Raw genomic sequence first — 21,861 nt, 5'->3', positions numbered from 1 at the left:
CGGCTTAGATTGCCGCGTCGTCTTCTTCACCGGTACGAATACGAATAACGCGTGCCACGTCGAAGACAAAAATCTTACCGTCGCCGATCTTGCCGGTCTGAGCTGTACGAATAATGGTGTCGACGCAGGTATCAACGATGTCGTCAGTGACCACAATTTCAATTTTTACCTTCGGCAGAAAATCCACCATATATTCCGCGCCACGGTACAGCTCGGTATGGCCTTTCTGACGGCCAAAGCCTTTCACTTCCGTTACCGTCATCCCGGTAATGCCGACTTCTGCCAGCGCTTCGCGGACGTCGTCCAGCTTGAAGGGTTTAATAATCGCATCAATCTTTTTCATGCTATTCCTTGAAAAGGTCGCCTGTCTTTTGATCGAATAAAGCTAACATATTCCGCAGATTTATTCTTTGAAATCGTTTGCATCCAGCTCGTGTCGAGAAAGCAATTTATAGAATTCAGTGCGGTTGCGCCCTGCCATTCTTGCCGCGTGGGTCACATTGCCCTTGGTAATTTGCAGCAGCTTACGCAGATAGTTGAGTTCAAACTGGTTACGCGCCTCAACAAAGGTCGGCAGCGCGGTGTTTTCCCCTTCCAGCGCCTGCTCCACCAGCGCGTCGCTGATCACCGGCGAAGAGGTCAACGCCACGCACTGCTCAATTACGTTGACCAGCTGACGCACGTTGCCCGGCCAACTGGCAGTCATTAACCGCTTCATGGCATCGGTTGAAAAGGCGCGTACAAACGGTTTGTGCCGTTCAGCAGACTGGCGCAGCAGATGGTTCGCCAGCAGCGGAATATCTTCCGTACGCTCGGCCAGCGCCGGGATCTTCAGGCTCACCACGTTGAGGCGATAGTACAAATCCTCGCGAAATTCGCCCCGTGCCATCGCTTTGGGTAAATCGCGGTGGGTCGCAGAAACGATCCGCACATCAATGTCGATATCGCGGTTGCTGCCCAACGGTCTGACTTTTCGTTCCTGCAATACGCGCAGCAGTTTCACCTGTAACGGCGCAGGCATATCGCCAATCTCATCGAGAAACAGCGTGCCGCCTTCCGCGGCCTGAAACAGCCCTTCACGATTGCTCACCGCACCGGTAAAAGCGCCGCGCGCATGACCAAACAGTTCTGATTCCAGCAGTTGTTCCGGCAATGCGCCGCAGTTGATTGCAATGAAAGGTTTTTGGCTGCGCGGGCTGGCGTTGTGAATAGCCTGAGCGAAAACTTCTTTCCCGGTTCCACTTTGGCCGTTGATCAAGACGCTAACGTCCGATTGCGCCACCATCCGCGCCTGTTCCAGCAGGCGTAGCATCAGCGGGCTGCGGGTAACAATAGATTCGCGCCAGCTATCATCGGTGGCGGGCGCAGACTGTTCCAGCGCCCCGTCGATCGCGTGATACAACGCGTCCTTGTCGACTGGCTTAGTGAGAAAACTGAACACCCCTTGCTGGGTCGCCGCAACGGCGTCCGGGATGGAGCCGTGAGCGGTCAGGATAATCACCGGCATTCCAGGCTGCACTTTCTGGATTTCAGTAAACAGCTGCATGCCGTCCATTTCATCCATGCGCAGATCGCTAATAACCAGATCCACTTTTTCACGGTTCAGCACCCGTAACCCTTCCTGCCCACTTTCCGCGGTCACGACGCTGTAGCCTTCGCTGGTCAGTCGCATTCCAAGTAATTTTAACAGGCCCGGATCGTCATCCACCAACAGCAAATGCGCGGGCTTACGGCTTATCATGGCGTAACCTCATCGGCAGACGGCGCTGCGCCTTCTTCGTTATCAGGCGTAGTGAGTTTATCGTTCCCGTGCGGCGCATCAGGGTTGTAGCTACCGGCAGGTTTGCGCGTAGAAAGCTGGCGCTCAATATCGGTCAGATTCTCCAGCTTGCGGGTCGTGAGATCGAGCTGGGATTGCAAATGCTGTTGCTGTTGACGCAGCGTATCAAGATCGCTGTCGGACGCCTGCTGGAGTTTACTGTAGCGCATACGCTCTTCGGCAAGCTGCAGCTGCAACGTCTGGCTGCTGCGCCAGAGCTGGTAAAGCGGGCGCACCTGTGGCGGAATTTGCGGACTTAACGCATCGAGGCGCGTAACAGTCTCCCGCCTTTCAGGCGGCGTAATGTTGGCATTATCGAGCAAAATTCCACGTCTGAAAGCGCCCTGCCAGGTATCTGTCATCAGGGTGCTGGCTTCACTACGCGCCTGCACCGGCATCAGGCGATTAGCACAATCCATCGCCCGCAGCCAGTACAACGGATTGGTTTCTGTAGACTGGCCAGACAGCGACCAGATATCCGTACAGTCGGTTGCAAGGTAGTCCGCCAGTTGATTAGGCGGAATTTTCTCCTGCGAGGGATCGCCGATAATATGATTCACCGCGTTCGGGACACAACCAACCAGCGCCAGGCACGGCAGGCTTGCGAGGATGACGCGACGGAAAAAATGTCGTTTAAGCATTCGGACAACAACGTATGGCATACTCACCAGACTTAAGTTTATTTTAGTGATTTTTCGCAGTGGCTAGCGGCAGTTCTATGCGAAAACAAACGTTTTGCGCATGATCATCAACCAGATACAGTTTGCCACGCATACGGCGGATGCAATCTCTGGCAATGCTCAGCCCCAACCCGCTTCCTTTTACCGCCCCTTTTCGCTGATGGCTACCCTGGAAAAAAGGCTCGAAGATCATGGTCTGTTCTGCTTCAGGGATCGGTGTGCCGGTATTCATTACATCGATGTATACCGTTGAGCCATGCAAACTGCTGCGGATCCAAATGTTACCGGATTCAGCACCATAGTGCACCGCATTGGAATAAAGATTGTCCAGCACGCTCATCAACAGCATCGGTTCTGCCAGGCAGGTGTTCACCGCAAGCGCAACATCAGTATGTATCATTTTGGCGCGAGCGGGCAGGCTATGTGCAGAAACAACGCTTTCCACCAGCGGCGCGATTTCCACACTGTCAAGTTCCACCTCGTCATCAGCCAGCTTGCGGTTGTAATCGAGAAGTTGCTCAATCAGTTTTTGCAGGTTTCGGCTACTGTCATCCAGAATACCGACCACCTCTTTTTGCTCCGGTGTTAACGGGCCAACCACCTGATCGGCCAACAATTCGGTACCTTCGCGCATGCTCGCCAGCGGCGTTTTTAACTCATGGGAAAGATGGCGTAAAAACTGATGCCTTTGCGACTCAAGCCAGGAGAGGCGTTCGCTTAACCAGATGATTCGCTGCCCCACGGATCTCAGTTCCCGTGGCCCTGTAAATAATACGCTATCCCCCAGCGAGCGCCCTTCCCCCAGACAGTTGATCATCCGTTCAATGCCCTTCACCGGACCGATAATCATGCGGGTAAACAGCAGGACCATCGCCAGGCTGAGGAGAAACAGTACCAGCGCCTGCCAGCCAAAAAACTGCCCGCGTTCGGCTATTTCCTGCTGTAACTGCTGCCCACGAGAAAAAACCACGGTACGCGTTGCTTGCACCATCTCGGTATTGGCATTGGCGAACGCTTCCAGCCGTGCAGCCGACACGCTGTCAGGACCGCTGTTTTTACACTGCAACTGCGCGAGATCGTTAAGATCCTGACGCAACGCCTGGTAGAGCTTGGTATCTGGCAACACCCCCGCATGCGCATCCAGCATATCACTGTAGCGTTTACGCTGACTTTGGTAGACCCTGGCCAACGTTGGATCATCAAGCACACAGTATTGCCGATAGCTGCGCTCCATCTCCAGCGCGACGTTGGTCATCGCCTCGCTGCGTCTGGCGTCAATCAGCGTGGTGCGGTTGGTCAGCGCCGCCTGCGCGCTCAAGGCATTCAGACTTTGCCACGCCTGCCAGGCCAGAACTAACAACGGCAGCAGGATAAGCAAGAAGGCCAACATCACCAATTGACGTAAAGATCGGGGGAAAACTGACCAGCGCTTCAAGGCGTTACTCTCAATGGACAGGAATAAGATGATGCTAACTGAGGGAAGCGCCAGATACAACAAAGCCGGGATTAACCCGGCTTTGTTGTGGAATAAGGCGGTGCCTAACTCGACGTTTCGCCCGGAGGTTGATATGAGCAACGCTAATATCAGATGTTGGACGGCAGGCACCTTGTTGTGCGTCATTCGAAGTTTATGTAGCACGTCCCGAAGGGGCTGACATAAGAATGTGAATGAGCCACTGGTTAATATTATGCAGCATCTGTGCCAATATTCAAAACACTTTATTAACACAATGATAAATATGAAAAATATCATTACTTCCATAAATAATGATTTTGGCTGTTTTTTGCTCTCTCTGTCGCTAATCAGCAACACTCGTAGCACTTAAAAACAAATTCATTTTAAATCAAATAATTAAATGTCTCCTTTTGGAGACAACGCACCCCTGCCCATGTCGGCATTTCCCGACACTTTAGTTTTTGACTAAACGCCTTATCCGGCCGACAAAAAAAAGCCCCTCGCAAAGAGGGGCTTGATGACTATTGCGCGAATTAACCGAGCTGTTTGCGCGCGTTGCGGAAAATACGCATCCACGGGCTGTCCTCGCCCCAGTTTTCCGGGTGCCAGGAGTTGCTCACGGTACGGAACACACGTTCCGGGTGCGGCATCATAATGGTGACGCGACCATTTTCAGTGGTCACGGCAGTAATACCGTTCGGCGAACCGTTCGGGTTAGCCGGATAGGTTTCGGTCACCTTACCGAAGTTATCGACATAACGCAGCGCCACCAGACCTTTGCTCTCAAGCTGAGCCAGATGCGCACCGTCACGCACTTCCACACGACCTTCACCGTGAGAAACGGCAATCGGCATCATCGACCCCACCATGTCGGCAAGCAGCAAAGACGGGCTTTGCGTGACTTCGACCAGGCTGAAGCGGGCTTCAAAGCGGTCGGAGTGGTTACGCACAAAGCGCGGCCACAGGTCGCTTCCCGGGATCAGCTCACGCAGGTTAGACATCATCTGACAACCGTTACACACGCCGAGCGCCAGCGTTTGCGGGCGATGGAAGAAGGTTTCGAACTCATCACGGACGCGGTTGTTGAACAGAATCGACTTAGCCCAACCTTCCCCAGCGCCAAGCACATCGCCGTAAGAGAAGCCACCGCAGGCCACCAGCGCCTGGAAGTTACCCAGGCCGATACGTCCGCCCAGCAGGTCGCTCATATGCACATCGATGGCGTCGAAACCCGCACGGTGGAAGGCGGCTGCCATCTCAACGTGGGAGTTCACACCCTGCTCACGCAGTACGGCCACTTTGGGACGCGCACCGGTGGCGATGTACGGAGCGGCAACATCTTCGTTGATATCAAACGACAGTTTAACGTTGAGACCAGGGTCCGCATCGTTGGTTTTAGCGTCGTGTTCTTGATCGGCGCATTCCGGGTTGTCACGCAGACGCTGCATCTGCCAGGTGGTTTCCGCCCACCACATACGCAGGGTAGTACGGCTTTCGCTAAATACCGGCTGGCCGTTAGCGGTCAGGGTAAAGCGGTCGCCTTCAACGGCTTTACCGAGGAAGTGCACGCAGTCTGCCAGACCGTGAGCAGCCAGAATCGCTTCCACCGCCTCACGCTCAGCAGCACGAACCTGAATCACTGCGCCCAGTTCTTCGTTAAACAGCGCCGCCAGACGATCGTCACCCAGTGGGTGGATATCAGCGTCAATACCGCAGTGACCGGCGAAGGCCATTTCCGCCAGCGTAACCAGCAGACCACCGTCAGAACGGTCATGGTAGGCCAGCAGCTTACGCGCAGCGACCAGCGCCTGAATTGCGTCGTAGAAGCCTTTCAGTTGCTCAACGTTACGCACGTCGGCAGGCTTATCACCCAGTTGACGGTAAACCTGCGCCAGCGACGTAGCGCCCAGCGCATTGTGACCAAGACCGAGGTCAATCAGCAGCAGGGCGTTGTCTTCAGTAGACAGCTGCGGGGTAATGGTGTGGCGCACATCTTCCACGCGGGCAAAGGCGGTGATCACCAGCGACAGTGGCGAAGTCATTTCACGCTGCTCGTTACCTTCCTGCCAGCGGGTTTTCATCGACATAGAGTCTTTGCCCACTGGAATAGTCAGGCCGAGCGCCGGACATAGCTCTTCCCCAACGGCTTTTACTGCTTCGTACAGGCCAGCATCTTCACCAGGGTGACCCGCAGCCGCCATCCAGTTTGCCGATAGCTTAATGCGTTTGATGTCGCCAATCTGCGTTGCCGCAATGTTGGTCAGCGCTTCACCGACCGCCAGACGCGCAGAGGCAGAGAAGTCCAGTAGCGCAACCGGCGCGCGTTCGCCGATAGACATCGCTTCGCCGTAGTAGCTATCGAGGCTTGCGGTAGTGACCGCGCAGTTGGCGACCGGGATCTGCCACGGGCCAACCATCTGGTCACGCGCAACCATACCGGTAACGGTACGGTCACCGATAGTCACGAGGAACGTTTTCTCCGCGACAGTCGGCAGATGCAACACGCGGTTAACCGCATCTGCAATCGAGATTTCACCACGATTCAGGGCATCGCCTTTAGCTTTCAGCGTCTGCACATCGCGGGTCATTTTCGGTGTTTTACCCAGCAGCACATCGAGCGGCATGTCGATCGGCTGGTTGTCGAAGTGGCTGTCGCTCAAGGTCAGGTGCTGTTCTTCGGTAGCTTCACCGATCACCGCATATGGCGCGCGCTCGCGCTTACACAGTTCGTCAAATAGCGGCAATTGATCGGCAGCAACCGCCAGCACGTAGCGTTCCTGGGATTCGTTACACCAGATTTCCAGCGGGCTCATACCCGGCTCGTCGCTGAGGATATCACGCAACTGGAACTTACCGCCGCGACCGCCATCGCTTACCAGCTCCGGCATGGCGTTAGACAGACCACCCGCGCCAACGTCATGGATAAACAGAATCGGGTTCGCATCACCCATCTGCCAGCAACGGTCGATAACTTCCTGGCAACGACGTTCCATTTCCGGGTTGTCACGCTGTACGGAAGCGAAATCAAGATCGGCATCAGACTGGCCGGAAGCCATAGAGGAGGCTGCCCCGCCGCCAAGACCGATGTTCATCGCCGGGCCGCCGAGGACGATCAGCTTGGCGCCAACGACGATCTCGCCCTTCTGCACGTGATCGGCACGGATGTTACCGATCCCGCCTGCCAGCATGATCGGTTTATGGTAACCGCGCAGCTCTTCGCCGTTGTGGCTGTTGACCTTTTCTTCATAGGTACGGAAGTATCCGGTCAGCGCCGGACGACCAAATTCGTTGTTAAACGCCGCGCCGCCCAGCGGGCCTTCGGTCATGATATCAAGCGCGGTAACAATACGGTCCGGCTTACCGAAGTCTTCTTCCCACGGCTGTTCAAAGCCAGGAATACGCAGGTTGGAAACGGAGAAACCCACCAGCCCGGCTTTCGGTTTTGCACCGCGACCGGTTGCCCCCTCATCGCGGATTTCGCCGCCGGATCCGGTTGCCGCACCCGGCCACGGAGAGATAGCCGTCGGGTGGTTATGAGTTTCTACCTTCATCAGGATGTGGGCTGGCTCCTGATGGAAATCGTAGCGGCCGGTTTTGTGGTCGGCAAAATAGCGGCCCACTTCAGAACCTTCCATTACCGCGGCGTTGTCTTTATAGGCAGACAGCACGTGGTCCGGCGTGGTTTCGAAGGTATTCTTGATCATCTTGAACAGCGACTTAGGCTGCTGTTTACCATCGATAACCCAGTCGGCGTTAAAAATCTTGTGGCGGCAGTGCTCAGAGTTGGCCTGCGCAAACATGTACAGTTCAATATCGTTCGGATTACGTCCCAGTTTGGTGAACGCATCCTGCAGATAGTCAATTTCGTCTTCCGCCAGCGCCAGACCCAGACGCAGGTTAGCGTCGATCAGCGCCTGACGTCCCTCACCCAGCAGATCAACGCTGGAGACCGGCGCTGGCTGATGATGAGCAAACAGTTTTTCGGCATCGTTCAGCGCAGGGAAAACCGTTTCCATCATGCGGTCGTGCAGTTCGTCGGCCACCATCTGCCATTGCTCAGCGGTCAGCGTAGAGGCTTCTACATACCAGGCAATGCCACGTTCCAGACGGCTAATCTGGTGCAGACCGCAGTTGTGGGCAATATCAGTCGCTTTAGAAGACCACGGGGAGATGGTGCCAGGGCGAGGCGTAACCAGCAGCAGTTTGCCTTCCGGGGCGTGGCTTTGCAGAGCAGGACCATATTTCAGCAGGCGTGCAAGCTGCGCGTGCTCATCTTCATTTAACGGTGCATTCAGATCGGCAAAATGGACGTACTCGGCGTAAATATTGTGGACCTGGAGGTTGGCAGCCTGAAAACGTGCCAGCAGTTTGTTAATACGGAATGCAGACAGTGCAGGTGAACCACGCAGAATTTCCATCATAAGTCTCTCGTCTTCTAAGCTTTCGGTGTGCCCAAGTGGGGGAAACGGGCGTCATTATAAAGAATCTACCGCGCCGACGAAACCGTTTGCGTCGAAATAAAATCACGACCTTCACTTATCATCAAATGCGGTCAGATTTCTGAATAAGTTGCCAACTGACGCAAGTTTAAGCAAAATGCCGTTCATTAATGACGACTTCACTTCTTAATCAACACCACAGCAGACAGAGACAACGTACGGTTCAGAGAATTAACTAATTGAAAAAATTAAAGATTAATTATCTGTTCATCGGCATATTGACGCTGTTGTTGGCAGCGGCCCTTTGGCCATCTATTCCCTGGTTCGGTAAAGCCGAAAATCGTATCGCCGCCATTCAGTCGCGGGGAGAGCTGCGCGTCAGTACCATTGATTCGCCATTAACTTACGCGACCCTCAACGGCAAAAAATTCGGTCTGGATTATGAACTGGCCCAGGAATTTGCCGACTACTTAGGCGTGAAGTTAAAAGTCACCGTACGCCAGAACATCAGCCAGCTTTTTGACGACCTGGATAACGGCAATGCCGACCTGTTAGCTGCAGGCCTGGTCTATAACAGCGAGCGGGTGAAAAATTACCAGCCAGGTCCGACCTATTATTCGGTTTCACAACAGCTGGTGTACCGGGTTGGGCAATACCGCCCGCGCACGCTTGCCACCGTGAACGAAAACCAACTGACTATCGCCCCGGGGCACGTGGTGGTTAATGACCTCCAGCAGCTAAAAGAGAAAAAATTTCCCGATCTGAGCTGGAAGGTTGATGACAAAAAGGGCACCACCGAACTGCTCGATGATGTAATCGCCGGAAAACTGGATTACACCATAGCCGATTCTGTCGCCATCAGCTTATATCAACGCGTGCATCCTGAGCTGGCCGTGGCGCTGGACGTCTCTGACGAACAGCCGGTGACCTGGTTTAGTCGCCTGGACGATGACAACACGCTGTCTGCCGCCCTACTGGATTTCTTCAACACCATGAATGAAGACGGTTCTCTGGCACAGCTGGAAGAGAAATATCTCGGGCATGGCGATGATTTTGACTATGTCGATACCCGCACCTTTTTGCGCGCCGTAGACAGCGTGTTGCCGGACCTCAAGCCGCTGTTTGAGAAATATGCGCAAGAGATAGACTGGCGACTGCTGGCCGCTATCTCGTATCAGGAATCACACTGGGATGCGCAGGCCACATCTCCGACCGGCGTACGCGGGCTGATGATGTTGACCAAAAATACCGCTCAAAGTCTCGGGCTGACCGACCGTACCGATGCTGAACAAAGCATCAGCGGCGGCGCGCGATATTTGCAGGACATGATGAGCAAAGTACCGGATACCGTCCCCGAAGGAGAACGCATCTGGTTTGCCCTTGCAGCCTATAACATGGGTTATGCGCACATGCTGGACGCACGGGCGCTGACGGTGAAAACCAAAGGCAATCCGAACAGTTGGTCCGACGTAAAACAGCGACTACCGCTGCTCAGCCAAAAGCCATATTACAATAAGTTGACCTATGGTTATGCGCGCGGCCACGAAGCCTACGCCTATGTGGAAAACATCCGTAAATACCAGATCAGCCTGGTGGGGTATCTGCAGGAGAAAGAAAAACAGGCGCTAGAAACGCAGCAACTGGCGCAGGATTACCCGGCGGTGACGCCAGCAGAACTAATAGGTAAAGATGAATTCCCGCTTTCGACGTTTCTGTCTCAGACGTCGTCAAACTACCTGTCGCACTCGCCTTCCCTGCTGTTTTCACCGCAGAAAAAAGAGGGTAAGTAGTCCTGGTAGCCTGATAAGCGCAGCACCATCAGGCTGAGAGTTACTGATTAGCAGATTTTTTCAGGGCCTTAATTTCCTGCCGGCGCATGCGGAAGAAATCACTGAGCAGCGTGGCGCATTCATCCCGCAGTACCCCTTCGGTCACTTCAACCCGATGATTCATTCCAGGGTGATGCAGCACATCCATTAATGACCCGGCAGCCCCGGTTTTCGCATCGCGCGCGCCAAAAACGACCCGACCGATACGGCTGTGCACCATCGCGCCTGCGCACATCACACACGGTTCCAGAGTGACATACAGCGTGGCATCTAGCAGGCGGTAGTTTTGCAGCACCAGGCCGCCCTGACGCAGCGCCATAATCTCAGCGTGGGCAGTCGGATCATGATGGCCTATCGGGCGGTTCCAGCCTTCGCCAATCACTCGGTTGTTATGTACCAATACCGCACCCACCGGGACTTCACGCTCATCCCAGGCGCGCTTAGCCAGCGTTAACGCATGACGCATCCAGTATTCGTGGCTAAATTCAACATCTGACAAAGGGGTAACTCCAGTAATCAAAGCGGGCGCATTATACACGTCATACTTCAAATTGCATGTGCGTTGGCTATTCGAGTTGCTGAAGCTCTCCGCGCGGCGTGACGCGCCAGCGATGCTGGCAAAAAGAGAGCAGCGGATTATCCTGATTACTGTCACTATAGCCACTGTAAAGCTGTAGCGGCGCGCCAATGTGGCGTTCCAGTTGTGTCACTTTCTCATGACCCAGACAGCGCAAAGTCAGTACCCATCCGCCGTATCCCCGCGCCATTTTGCTGGCGATCAGATTGACTCGCGGTAACCACGGAGTATCAAAGTAAACCTGCTCGACCAGTGACTGCGGAGAGCCTGTGATAAGCCAGATATCAGCGTCAGAGCTTAACAGGTAGGTTGTCAGCCGCTGCTGCACGAGCGGAAACGCCGTCACGTTATTGCGAAACCAGCGCACAAAGTCGGCCTGATGCGCTTTCAGACGCGCTTCGCTGCGGCCAAAAGTGCATCCCCATAACAGCAGGCTCATTGGCCAGCGGGCGGCACGCCCTTTTATCAGCAACGCCAGCGCAATCACCGGTAACAGAGGCAGCACAAGCAACGCGTTCAGCGGCTGGCGACGTAGCAGATAACGAATAAAACTACCGAACATATCCTGCTGGTGTAACGTGCCATCCAAATCAAAAAAGACAACGCGGCGCTGGTGATTGGTCAAACCTTATTCCTCTGGATCAGTGAATCCCAATAGCCAGGTAAACAGGAACCCGGCGATAACTGCTACCAGATAGCCTAACAGATAGAACATCACTTTTCCGGCAACAATCGTCAGTGCCAGCGGTAATCCGGAGATGCCAAAGGTGATGACCGTCGCCACCTTCCAGTAGCTAATCAGCGCCCCACCTACCGCGCCGCCAAGACAGGCACCGATAAACGGCTTACCCAGCGGCAGCGTAACGCCAAAAATCAGCGGCTCGCCAATCCCCAGCAGTCCGACCGGTAGCGCCCCTTTGATCACTTTCTTTAGCCGCGCATTGCGGGTTTTCATCAAAACCGCAATCGCAGCACCTATTTGCCCAACGCCCGCCATCGCCAGGATTGGAAAGAGCGCGTTATAACCGTGCGCCTGGACCAGTTCAACATGGATGGGCACCAATCCCTGATGAAGCCCGGTAAGTACCAACGGCAGGAAGGTTCCCGCCAGCACGGCACCGACCAGAAAACCGCCGCGATCGATAGCCCAGGATGCGCCGTGAGCGATAGATTCAGAAATCCATCCGCCAAGCGGTTGCAGCGCCACAATCGCGATTACACCGGTAATGATGGTGGTCAGCAGCGGGTTAAGGATAAGCTCCAGTGATTCTGGCAACAGCGTGCGGAATTTGCGTTCGATCCAGCACATCAGCGCGACCACCAGCAATACCGCGATCACCCCGCCACGCCCCGGCTGCAACGCTTCGCCAAACAGGGTAATTTGCGCCAGTTGAGGGCTGGAAAGGATCCCCGCCATCACCCCGCCCATTGCCAGGGAGCCACCGAAAACTTTGGCGGTATTCACCCCGACCAGAATATTCATAATGGCAAATACGGCGCTGCCAAATATGCCCATCAGTCCCAGCATGTTCGGATAGTGGGTCGCAAAATCCCCCACGATATCCGGGCGCTTAAGGATGTTAATAATGCCGGTAATCAAACCGGAGGCGATAAACGCCGGAATAAGAGGGATAAAGACGTTCGCCAGCTTACGCAGCGCATCGCTCATAGGCGCTTTGTACTTCGCTTTGACCTCTGACTTGGTGCGCTCAATATCATTTGCATCTGCATGCTCACCGCCATCGGCAATCAGGGAACGCATAGCATCCACCACTTTGGCCGCTTTACCAGGGCCGACAATAATCTGGTGCTGTGCGCCCTGCTTCACGTAGCCGCTAACGCCGGGCAGTTGCCTGAGACGGGGAATATCGATCTGCCCGTCATCCTGAACTTCCACCCTGACACGGGTCATACAGTTTTCCAGACGCAGAATATTGTTCTCTCCACCAACGCCCAGCAGGATGTCGCTGGCCAGCAACGCCGTCTTATCCATATACACCTCTTAGTGTTCTAACGCCGCGCGTAAAAAACCCTGGTGAGCGGCAAGCTTTTCGCGGGCGGCAGCGGCATCCAGGCCGGTGAGCGCCATAAAAATAGCCGGCTTAACATCATAATCCGTCTGCTTCAGCAGTGTTTCAGCTTGAGCACGCGCAATGCCGGTGGCTTCAACCACCATACGGCACGCCCGATCGACCAGTTTGACGTTGGTTGCCTGCATATCCACCATCAGGTTCTGGTACACCTTGCCAAATTTCACCATCGCGCCGGTGGAGATCATATTGAGCACCAGCTTTTGCGCGGTGCCGGATTTCAGTCGTGTTGACCCGGTCAGCGCCTCTGGCCCCACTACCGGAGAAATGGCAATATCCGCTTCATGCGCGATAGGGGAATCCGGATTGCAAGAAATAGCCGCCGTCGTACAGCCCACCGAACGCGCATATTTCAACCCACCAATGACATACGGCGTACGACCAGAAGCTGCCAGCCCCACCACCAGATCCTGTGCGGTAAGATTAAGCTCACGCAGATCGGTTTCGCCTAGCTGCGGGTTATCTTCCGCGCCTTCTACCGCCTTCAGTAAAGCGCCCGGTCCCCCGGCAATCAGCCCAACCACCAGACCGTGCGGGACGCCGAAGGTTGGCGGGCATTCAGACGCGTCCAGCACCCCAAGACGCCCGCTGGTACCGGCTCCCATGTAAATAATGCGTCCACCTGCTTTTAGCGCGTCAGCTGCCGCATCGACCGCACGCGCAACTTCAGGAAGAGTTGCTTTTACTGCTTCAGCTACCAGCGTATCCTGTTGATTAAAACGATGAACCAACTCCAGAGTAGAGAGCGCATCCAGATCCATGGTCTGAGGATTGCGGGTTTCTGAAACTAACGCACCGAGATTCATTTTTTGTTCCTTAGGAATTTTTAATTCATAATAATCTGTCATAATGGAATATTATATTCACTAAGGCGAGTGATATTTTGTTTTGTAATCGCCATCACATTTTCGCCAGGAGAAAGCATGAACTGTTTAATTCGCATTCGTCAGCGTTATCCGGATCTCGCGCAAAGCGATAAAAAACTTGCGGATTATCTTCTTGCTCAGCCGGATACTGCGCGTCATCTCAGCTCACAACAGCTGGCTTTTGAAGCGGGTGTCAGCCAGTCCAGCGTAGTGAAATTCGCGCAAAAGATGGGCTTTAAAGGATTCCCGGCACTCAAACTGGCGATTAGCGAAGCGTTGGCCAGCAATCCCAATCCCCATTCCATTCCGGTACATAATCAGATTCGCGGTGACGACCCTATGCGGATGGTGGGCGAGAAGCTGATTAAAGAGAACGTGGCGGCGATGCATGCGACGCTGGACGTCAACAGCGAAGAGAAACTGATGGAGAGCGTCACGATGCTGCGTTCAGCCCGCCGCATTATCGTGACCGGGATTGGCGCATCGGGTCTGGTAGCGCAGAATTTTGCCTGGAAGCTGCTGAAGATTGGTTTTAATGCGGTGGTGGAACGCGATATGCACGCCCTGCTGGCGACAGTGCAGGCGCTTTCGCCCAACGATCTGCTGCTGGCTATTTCATATACTGGGGAGCGTCGCGAACTCAACCTGGCTGCGGATGAAACGTTGCGCACCGGCGCGAAAATCCTCGCCATCACCGGATTTACACCGAACGCCCTGCAGCAACGGGCAAGTCATTGTCTGTACACGATTGCCGAGGAGCAGGCCACACGCAGCGCAGCGATTTCCTCCACCCATGCGCAAATGATGCTCACTGATTTACTGTTTATGGCGCTGGTGCAGCAGGATCTGGAGCATGCCCCGGAACGTATTCGCCACAGCGAAGCACTGGTAAAAAAACTGGTCTGAGCAAAGAATGCGCGTATAATGCCCGCCCGATTTGTGATGTTTTGAGAGTTTCCTGATGGCCCTGTTAATCACTAAAAAGTGTATCAATTGCGATATGTGCGAGCCCGAATGCCCGAATGAGGCGATTTCGATGGGTGATAGCATTTACGAGATTAACAGCGACAAGTGTACGGAATGCGTAGGCCATTACGACACGCCAACCTGCCAGAAGGTGTGCCCGATTCCCAATACTATTTTGAAAGATCCGGCGCATGTCGAAACAGAAGAGCAGCTGTGGGATAAGTTTGTGCTGATGCACCACGCCGATAAACTTTAACCGCGTCGCCATCTGGCGATGAAACCTCTGCCCTGCCCCTGCAACAAACGCATAACCCGTAGGCCGGATAAGACGCTACGCGTCGCCATCCGGTAACGTCCTGAATCTAACTTTCGATAATCACCGTGGCGCAGGCGTAGTGACGCTCATCGGCCAGCGTCACATGCATATGCGCGATGCCGAGTTTTTCCGCCAGTTTTAACGCCTCTCCCCATAATCGCAGGCGCGGCTTACCGAGTTCGTCGTTAAAGACTTCAAACTGATTAAACGCCAGCCCATTGCGAATACCCGTGCCAAAGGCTTTTGCTGCCGCCTCTTTGACTGCAAAACGCTTCGCCAGAAAACGCACCGGCTGCTGATGCGTTTCCCAGATTGCCCATTCGTTGTCGCTGAGCACACGTCTTGCCAGGCGGTCGCCGGAACGGGAGATCACCGCTTCGATGCGGGCAATCTCCACGATATCCGTACCTAATCCCAGAATCGCCATTAGCCACGCGCTTCCAGCATCAGGCGCTTCATTTCGACTACGGCCTCTTTCAGGCCGCTCATCACCGCACGTCCGATAATGGCATGGCCAATGTTCAGCTCGTGCATTTCCGGGATCCGCGCGATAGCTTTAACGTTATGATACGTCAGACCGTGACCCGCATTCACCTTCAGGCCAAGGCTTGCAGCATAAGTCGCCGCTTTGGCGATACGCGCCAGTTCGCTGGCCTGTTCTGCGTCGGTTTTCGCATCGGCGTAACAGCCGGTGTGAATTTCAATAAATGGCGCGCCAACTTCCGCAGCGGCCTTAATCTGCTCTTCATCAGCATCGATAAACAGCGAAACCAGAATACCTGCGTCCGCCAGGCGTTTGCAGGCATCGCGCATCTTGTCACGCTGACCGGCGACGTCCAGACCACCTTCAGTGGTAACTTCCTGACGTTTTTCCGGCACCAGGCAGCAAAAATGCGGCTTAGTCTCAACGGCAATCGCCAGCATCTCTTCGGTGACCGCCATTTCCAGATTCATACGCGTATCCAGCGTCTGGCGCAAAATACGTACGTCACGGTCGGTGATATGGCGACGGTCTTCACGCAGGTGTACGGTAATACCGTCCGCGCCCGCCTGTTCAACGATAAACGCTGCCTGAACCGGGTCCGGATATGCGGTACCGCGTGCATTACGTAAAGTGGCAATGTGGTCAATGTTGACGCCTAACAGTAATTCGGCCATGACAATCCTCGTTTTTTATTTTCGCTTCGGCATAAACTGCCGGAATAATTCGCGGCTCTTTAAGGGCTTACCACCAAGATACGGCTTTAACGCCATGCGGGTAAAGCGTTTCGCGGCGCGAAGCGTATCAGCATCTGGAAATTCCCGCGATTCGAGCGCTTTCAGATGGCGTCCGGTAAAGGTGGCGTTATCAATCACTACGCTTGCGATAAACCCTTTTTCTTCCCGGTAGCGATAGGTCATGGTGTCGTCTACCGGCTCGCCGCTGCCCGCACAGTGGGTAAAATCCACGCCGTAACCCAGATGACCGAGTAAGGCCAGCTCAAAGCGACGCAACGCAGGTTCTGGCGAACCCGTCGCGCCAGCCAGCGCCTGAATACAGTTCAGGTAATCGAAAAAGAGTGCAGAAAAGCGGGTTTCGTACTCGAGTACGCGCGAGACAAGCTCGTTGATATACAAGCCGCTGTACAGCGTGATACCGCTAAGAGGGAGTGCCAGAGAAACGGCTTCGGCGCTGCGCAAGGTTTTGACCTCGCCACGCCCACCAAAGCGAAGCAATAACGGCGTAAAAGGCTGGAGTGCGCCTTTAAGATTGGAGCGTTTGGAACGTGCACCTTTGGCTACAAGGCGCACGCGGCCCGACTCTTCCGTGAAGACGTCCAGCACGAGACTGGTTTCGCTCCACGGGCGGCTATGCAGGACAAAAGCGCGTTGCCATCCTTCCATATACTCGCCGCGTTTCAGAAGATGTGTTTAGACGTCGTCGCCGTAACCGAGGCTGCGCAGCGCGCGTTCGTCATCGGCCCAGCCGGATTTCACTTTCACCCACAGTTCGAGGTGAACAGGCGCTTCGAACATTTCCTGCATGTCTTTACGCGCTTCAATACCGATGGTTTTAATTTTGGCCCCTTTGTTGCCAATAACCATCTTCTTCTGCCCTTCACGTTCAACGAGGATCAGACCGTTAATATCGTAACCACCGCGCTCGTTGGAGATAAAACGCTCAATCTCCACGGTAACGGAGTACGGCAGTTCAGCACCCAGAAAACGCATCAGCTTTTCACGGATGATTTCAGAGGCCATAAAGCGCTGAGAACGGTCGGTGATGTAATCTTCCGGGAAGTGATGAATAGCCTCCGGCAAATGCTTACGCACGATGCCCGCAACGGTATCGACATTCAAGCCGGTTTCGGCAGAAATCGGTACGATATCAAGGAAGTTCATCTGGCTTGCCAGGAACTGCAGGTGCGGCAGCAGATCGGCTTTTTCCTGAACGTTGTCTACTTTGTTCACAGCCAGAATAACCGGGGCTTTACCATCACGCAGCTTGTTGAGCACCATTTCGTCGTCCGGCGTCCAGCGGGTGCCTTCGACAACGAAAATAACCAGTTCAACATCACCGATAGAGCTGCTCGCCGCTTTGTTCATCAGACGGTTGATCGCACGTTTTTCTTCCATATGCAGACCCGGGGTATCAACATAAATCGCCTGATACGCGCCTTCGGTATGGATGCCAACAATACGGTGACGTGTTGTTTGAGCCTTACGTGAGGTAATAGAAATCTTCTGCCCAAGCAGATTATTCAAAAGGGTGGATTTGCCGACGTTCGGGCGGCCGACGATGGCAATAAATCCGCAGTAAGTTTTCTCTTCGCTCATTCCAGCTCCAGTTTTTTCAACGCCTGTTCGGCGGCAGCCTGCTCAGCCTTACGACGGCTCGAACCTGTGCCAACCACCGGTTCACTCAGGCCGCTGACCTGGCAGTGGATAGTAAATTCTTGATCGTGTGCTTCACCACGCACCTGCACCACCAAATAAGACGGCAGAGGCAGGTGGCGACCCTGCAAATATTCCTGCAGGCGCGTTTTCGGATCTTTTTGTTTGTCGCCTGGGCTAATTTCATCCAGACGAGTTTGATACCAGTTCAGGATCAATTGCTCAACGGTTTGAATATCGCTGTCAAGGAAGACGCCGCCAATTAAAGCTTCAACGGTATCCGCCAGAATCGATTCACGACGGAAGCCGCCGCTTTTCAGCTCGCCTGGCCCCAAACGTAAACATTCACCGAGATCAAACTCACGGGCTAATTCAGCCAGCGTATTGCCGCGAACCAGCGTCGCGCGCATGCGGCTCATATCACCTTCATCCACACGCGGGAAACGGTGATACAGCGCATTAGCGATAACAAAGCTCAAAATAGAGTCGCCTAAAAATTCTAAACGCTCGTTATGTTTGCTGCTGGCACTCCGATGAGTTAATGCCTGCTGCAACAGCTCCTGATGATTAAAAGTGTAGCCCAGCTTCCGTTGAAGCCGATTAATTACGATGGGGTTCATGCGATACCAATAAATGAATGCGTCAACAATTCAGCACACGAAACAGACCTGATATACGCACTTCGCTTAGCCGTTTGGCTCCGGCTAAATGCATTTGTATACAAACCAACGCTGTTTCGTGTGCCGTGGCAACCTGTCGGTGCCAACCTAAAACTTCGGGGGAATATTCTATACACAACGACAAGGGATGTCGTTAGTCTGCGGGAATTTATCCGAGAAATAATTCACGCTGTCGCCATAATGACGACAACGTGAACGATTATCGGCAATTAATGAATTCCACCAATACGGCTTAAACGCACACCGGTCGGCCATTCACCTTCTTGCTTATCGAAACTCATCCAGATAGCGGTCGCTTTACCAACCAGATTCGCTTCCGGTACAAATCCCCAGTAACGGCTGTCCGCGCTGTTATCACGGTTATCACCCATCATGAAGTAGTGCCCCGGCGGGACGATCCAGGTTGCCAACGGCTGACCAGGCTGACGGTAATACATCCCTACCTGATCCTGCGCAATCGGCACGGTCAGAATGCGGTGCGTAACCTCACCCAGCGTTTCTTTACGCTCGGAGAGGCGAATACCGTTATCTTTCGTTTCATTCAGCGGAACTTCAAAGAAGCCGCTGGTTGCTTCCCCGCCGTTACGGCGAGCAAAGGTCTGCACAAAATCACTTGGCTGAACATCAGAGTACGTTACCGGCAGCGCGTTTTCACACGCCTGGCCGGAACGGCATCCTGGCTGAATAGTCACCTCTTTCGCCACTGGATCGTACGTTACTTTGTCTCCCGGTAAACCGACAGCGCGCTTAATGTAGTCCAGACGCGGATCTTCCGGGTATTTAAACACCACGATATCACCGCGTTTCGGATGACCGGTTTCGATCAGCGTTTTCTGGTAAATCGGATCTTTAATCCCGTAGGCGAATTTCTCCACCAGGATAAAATCACCGATAAGCAGCGTCGGCATCATCGAACCTGACGGGATCTGGAACGGCTCATAAATAAATGAACGCACCACCAGCACAATCGCTAAAACCGGGAAAACGGACGCCCCGGTTTCCAGCCAGCCTGGCTTAGGTGCCACTTTTTTCAGCGTAGCTTTATCCAGTGAATCACCTGCAGCAGCTTGCGCTGCTGCCTGACGCTCCCGGCGTTTTGGCGCGAAGATGAATTTATCTACGCACCATAAAATGCCCGTCACCAGTGTGGCAATCACCAGAATCAGGGCAAACATGTTCGCCATGCCAACTCCTTAAGATTATTTGCTGTCTTTACCGACATGCAGAATGGCGAGGAACGCTTCCTGCGGCAGTTCGACGTTACCGATCTGCTTCATGCGCTTTTTACCCTCTTTCTGTTTTTGCAGCAGCTTTTTCTTACGGCTGATATCGCCACCGTAGCATTTCGCCAGAACGTTTTTACGCAGCTGCTTAACCGTTGAACGCGCGATGATGTGCGTGCCGATGGCCGCCTGAATCGCGATATCAAACTGCTGACGAGGGATCAGATCTTTCATCTTCTCGACCAGCTCACGGCCACGGCTCTGGGAGTTGTCGCGGTGAGTGATCAGCGCCAGCGCATCGACACGTTCGTTGTTGATGAGGACATCAACGCGTACCATGTCAGACGCCTGGAAGCGTTTGAAGTTATAGTCCAGCGACGCATAGCCGCGAGAGGTCGACTTCAGACGGTCGAAGAAGTCGAGTACGACTTCCGCCATCGGAATCTCATAGGTCAGCGCTACCTGGTTACCGTGGTAAACCATGTTGGTCTGGACGCCACGCTTCTCGATACACAGGGTGATGACGTTGCCAAGGTAAGCCTGCGGCAGCAGCATGTGACACTCAGCGATCGGCTCACGCAGTTCGTAGATGTTGTTCAGCGGCGGCAGCTTGGACGGGCTATCGACGTAGATAGTCTCTTTCGCCGTGGTTTCAACTTCGTAGACTACTGTCGGCGCGGTCGTGATCAGATCCAGATCGTATTCACGCTCAAGACGTTCCTGAATGATCTCCATATGAAGCAGACCAAGGAAGCCACAACGGAAGCCAAAGCCCAGCGCGGTAGAGCTTTCCGGTTCATAGAACAGGGAGGCGTCGTTCAGGCTCAGCTTGCCAAGCGCATCACGGAAGTTTTCGTAGTCGTCAGAGCTCACCGGGAACAGACCGGCGTAAACCTGCGGCTTCACTTTTTTAAAGCCTGGCAGCGGTTTGTCTGCCGGGTTACGCGCCTGCGTCAGGGTATCGCCAACCGGTGCGCCAAGAATGTCTTTAATCGCACAAACCAACCAACCTACCTCGCCGCATTTCAGCTCGGTACGGTCAACCTGTTTTGGCGTGAAGATACCCAGACGGTCGGCGTTATAGACCTGACCGGTGCTCATCACTTTAATTTTGTCGCCTTTACGCATGGTGCCGTTTTTAATACGCACCAGTGACACCACGCCAAGGTAGTTATCGAACCAGGAGTCGATGATCAGCGCCTGCAATGGGCCTTCCGGATCACCTTCCGGCGGCGGAATGTCGCGTACCAGACGTTCAAGAACGTCAGTGACGCCAACGCCGGTTTTCGCCGAGCAGCGAACGGCATCAGTTGCATCAATACCGACGATATCTTCGATCTCTTCCGCTACGCGCTCGGGATCGGCGGCTGGCAGGTCAATTTTGTTAAGTACCGGCACCACTTCCAGATCCATTTCCATGGCGGTATAGCAGTTAGCCAGGGTCTGCGCTTCAACACCCTGCCCGGCATCAACCACCAGCAGTGCACCTTCACAGGCGGCAAGCGAACGGGAAACTTCATACGAGAAGTCAACGTGGCCCGGAGTGTCGATAAAGTTAAGCTGATAGGTTTCACCATCAGATGCTTTGAAATCGAGCGTCACGCTCTGCGCTTTGATAGTAATACCGCGCTCACGCTCAAGATCCATCGAGTCGAGAACCTGCGCTTCCATTTCACGGTCAGACAGGCCACCGCAGATCTGGATAATACGGTCAGACAGCGTCGATTTACCGTGGTCGATGTGAGCTATGATTGAAAAGTTACGTATGTTCTTCATATAGTGTAATTATTGTGCCTTACGCCCGCCGGAGCAGGCTCTGAGAAGTCGCTGATCTGAGCTTAACGTCTGTTTAAGTGAAACGCCGCATTCTACACTACAACGCTGAGGCGAGGAAATGTTCATAGAGCAAGGATAGCGGGAACTGGAAACAACTTTGCAAAGTCGGTGAAACTTTTGCCGGATGGCGGCATAAACGTCTTATCCGGCCTACGTCTGCATCTGAGCACGCTGTAGGCCTGATAAGCGCAACGCCATCAGGCAAAGATA

Annotated in this window: 19 protein-coding genes; 3 read left to right on the top strand and 16 right to left on the bottom strand. The window is 54.0% G+C overall.

Annotation, left to right across the window (positions count from 1 at the left end; translation table 11 throughout):
- Positions 1-4 precede the first annotated feature (4 nt).
- The 5 genes from glnB to purL all read right to left on the bottom strand — a co-directional run bounded on the left by glnB (position 5) and on the right by purL (position 8,376).
- Positions 5-343, bottom strand: coding sequence for a nitrogen regulatory protein P-II (glnB, locus tag BZK41_RS21305; RefSeq protein WP_002914032.1), 339 nt, complete (start codon positions 341-343; stop codon positions 5-7).
- 60 nt (positions 344-403) lie between these two features.
- Positions 404-1,738 (bottom strand): two-component system response regulator GlrR, encoded by a 1,335-nt coding sequence (gene glrR, locus BZK41_RS21300; protein WP_304502732.1) that lies wholly within the window; start codon positions 1,736-1,738, stop codon positions 404-406.
- On the bottom strand, positions 1,738-2,481 hold the full coding sequence (qseG, locus tag BZK41_RS21295) for a two-component system QseEF-associated lipoprotein QseG (RefSeq protein ID WP_079939482.1): 744 nt from the start codon (positions 2,479-2,481) through the stop codon (positions 1,738-1,740). The genes glrR and qseG overlap by 1 nt, the downstream gene beginning before the upstream one ends.
- A 22-nt stretch (positions 2,482-2,503) precedes the next feature.
- Entirely contained in the window at positions 2,504-3,934 is a 1,431-nt protein-coding gene (gene qseE / locus BZK41_RS21290) for a two component system sensor histidine kinase QseE/GlrK (RefSeq protein ID WP_139762642.1), read from the bottom strand.
- 554 nt (positions 3,935-4,488) lie between these two features.
- The gene (gene purL, locus BZK41_RS21285) at positions 4,489-8,376 is read right to left on the bottom strand and encodes a phosphoribosylformylglycinamidine synthase (protein ID WP_079939480.1); all 3,888 of its coding nucleotides are present in this window, start codon (positions 8,374-8,376) and stop codon (positions 4,489-4,491) included.
- 257 nt (positions 8,377-8,633) lie between these two features.
- Between purL and mltF the strand changes: the two genes are divergently transcribed.
- Positions 8,634-10,184 (top strand): membrane-bound lytic murein transglycosylase MltF, encoded by a 1,551-nt coding sequence (gene mltF, locus BZK41_RS21275; protein ID WP_079939479.1) that lies wholly within the window; start codon positions 8,634-8,636, stop codon positions 10,182-10,184.
- Between the two features lie 40 nt (positions 10,185-10,224).
- Here the strand turns inward: mltF and tadA are convergent, their stop codons facing one another.
- The 4 genes from tadA to murQ are packed head-to-tail and all read right to left on the bottom strand — an operon-like array spanning position 10,225 to position 13,696.
- A complete protein-coding gene (gene tadA / locus BZK41_RS21270) occupies positions 10,225-10,761 on the bottom strand; it encodes a tRNA adenosine(34) deaminase TadA (RefSeq protein ID WP_071845284.1) in 537 nt (178 codons plus the stop codon).
- A 28-nt stretch (positions 10,762-10,789) separates the two neighbouring features.
- Positions 10,790-11,425 (bottom strand): phosphatidylglycerophosphatase C, encoded by a 636-nt coding sequence (gene yfhb / locus BZK41_RS21265; protein WP_079939478.1) that lies wholly within the window; start codon positions 11,423-11,425, stop codon positions 10,790-10,792.
- 3 nt (positions 11,426-11,428) lie between these two features.
- Positions 11,429-12,793 carry a PTS transporter subunit EIIC gene (locus BZK41_RS21260; RefSeq protein ID WP_079939477.1) on the bottom strand — a complete coding sequence of 455 codons (1,365 nt, stop codon included), beginning with the start codon at positions 12,791-12,793 and terminating at the stop codon, positions 11,429-11,431.
- A gap of 9 nt (positions 12,794-12,802) precedes the next feature.
- Positions 12,803-13,696 (bottom strand): N-acetylmuramic acid 6-phosphate etherase, encoded by an 894-nt coding sequence (murQ, locus tag BZK41_RS21255; RefSeq protein ID WP_079939476.1) that lies wholly within the window; start codon positions 13,694-13,696, stop codon positions 12,803-12,805.
- Between the two features lie 117 nt (positions 13,697-13,813).
- Between murQ and BZK41_RS21250 the strand changes: the two genes are divergently transcribed.
- Together BZK41_RS21250 and BZK41_RS21245 are read left to right on the top strand one after the other, a co-directional pair.
- Positions 13,814-14,662, top strand: a complete 849-nt coding sequence (locus BZK41_RS21250; protein WP_032944256.1) for a MurR/RpiR family transcriptional regulator — start codon at positions 13,814-13,816, stop codon at positions 14,660-14,662.
- 55 nt (positions 14,663-14,717) lie between these two features.
- Positions 14,718-14,978 carry a YfhL family 4Fe-4S dicluster ferredoxin gene (locus tag BZK41_RS21245; protein WP_003037590.1) on the top strand — a complete coding sequence of 87 codons (261 nt, stop codon included), beginning with the start codon at positions 14,718-14,720 and terminating at the stop codon, positions 14,976-14,978.
- Positions 14,979-15,084: 106 nt separating this feature from the next.
- Here the strand turns inward: BZK41_RS21245 and acpS are convergent, their stop codons facing one another.
- The 7 genes from acpS to lepA all read right to left on the bottom strand — a co-directional run bounded on the left by acpS (position 15,085) and on the right by lepA (position 21,591).
- Complete coding sequence (gene acpS / locus BZK41_RS21240) at positions 15,085-15,465, bottom strand: holo-ACP synthase (protein ID WP_079939475.1); 381 nt, start codon at positions 15,463-15,465, stop codon at positions 15,085-15,087.
- Positions 15,465-16,196 (bottom strand): pyridoxine 5'-phosphate synthase, encoded by a 732-nt coding sequence (pdxJ, locus tag BZK41_RS21235; protein ID WP_079939474.1) that lies wholly within the window; start codon positions 16,194-16,196, stop codon positions 15,465-15,467. The genes acpS and pdxJ overlap by 1 nt, the downstream gene beginning before the upstream one ends.
- Before the next feature lie 15 nt (positions 16,197-16,211).
- Complete coding sequence (gene recO, locus BZK41_RS21230) at positions 16,212-16,922, bottom strand: DNA repair protein RecO (RefSeq protein ID WP_079939473.1); 711 nt, start codon at positions 16,920-16,922, stop codon at positions 16,212-16,214.
- Positions 16,923-16,949: 27 nt separating this feature from the next.
- Positions 16,950-17,855, bottom strand: coding sequence for a GTPase Era (era, locus tag BZK41_RS21225; RefSeq protein WP_003037581.1), 906 nt, complete (start codon positions 17,853-17,855; stop codon positions 16,950-16,952).
- Positions 17,852-18,532, bottom strand: coding sequence for a ribonuclease III (rnc, locus tag BZK41_RS21220; RefSeq protein WP_003037579.1), 681 nt, complete (start codon positions 18,530-18,532; stop codon positions 17,852-17,854). Before rnc ends, era begins: the two co-directional genes overlap by 4 nt.
- A gap of 269 nt (positions 18,533-18,801) precedes the next feature.
- Positions 18,802-19,776, bottom strand: a complete 975-nt coding sequence (lepB, locus tag BZK41_RS21210; RefSeq protein ID WP_079939471.1) for a signal peptidase I — start codon at positions 19,774-19,776, stop codon at positions 18,802-18,804.
- Positions 19,777-19,791: 15 nt separating this feature from the next.
- Entirely contained in the window at positions 19,792-21,591 is a 1,800-nt protein-coding gene (gene lepA / locus BZK41_RS21205; protein ID WP_003037577.1) for a translation elongation factor 4, read from the bottom strand.
- Positions 21,592-21,861 lie beyond the last annotated feature (270 nt).

Source organism: Citrobacter sp. A316, from assembly GCF_002042945.1.
GTDB lineage: Bacteria > Pseudomonadota > Gammaproteobacteria > Enterobacterales > Enterobacteriaceae > Citrobacter > Citrobacter portucalensis.
Note: the sequence above shows the minus strand (reverse complement) of the source record. Positions and strands in the feature narration are given on the sequence as shown.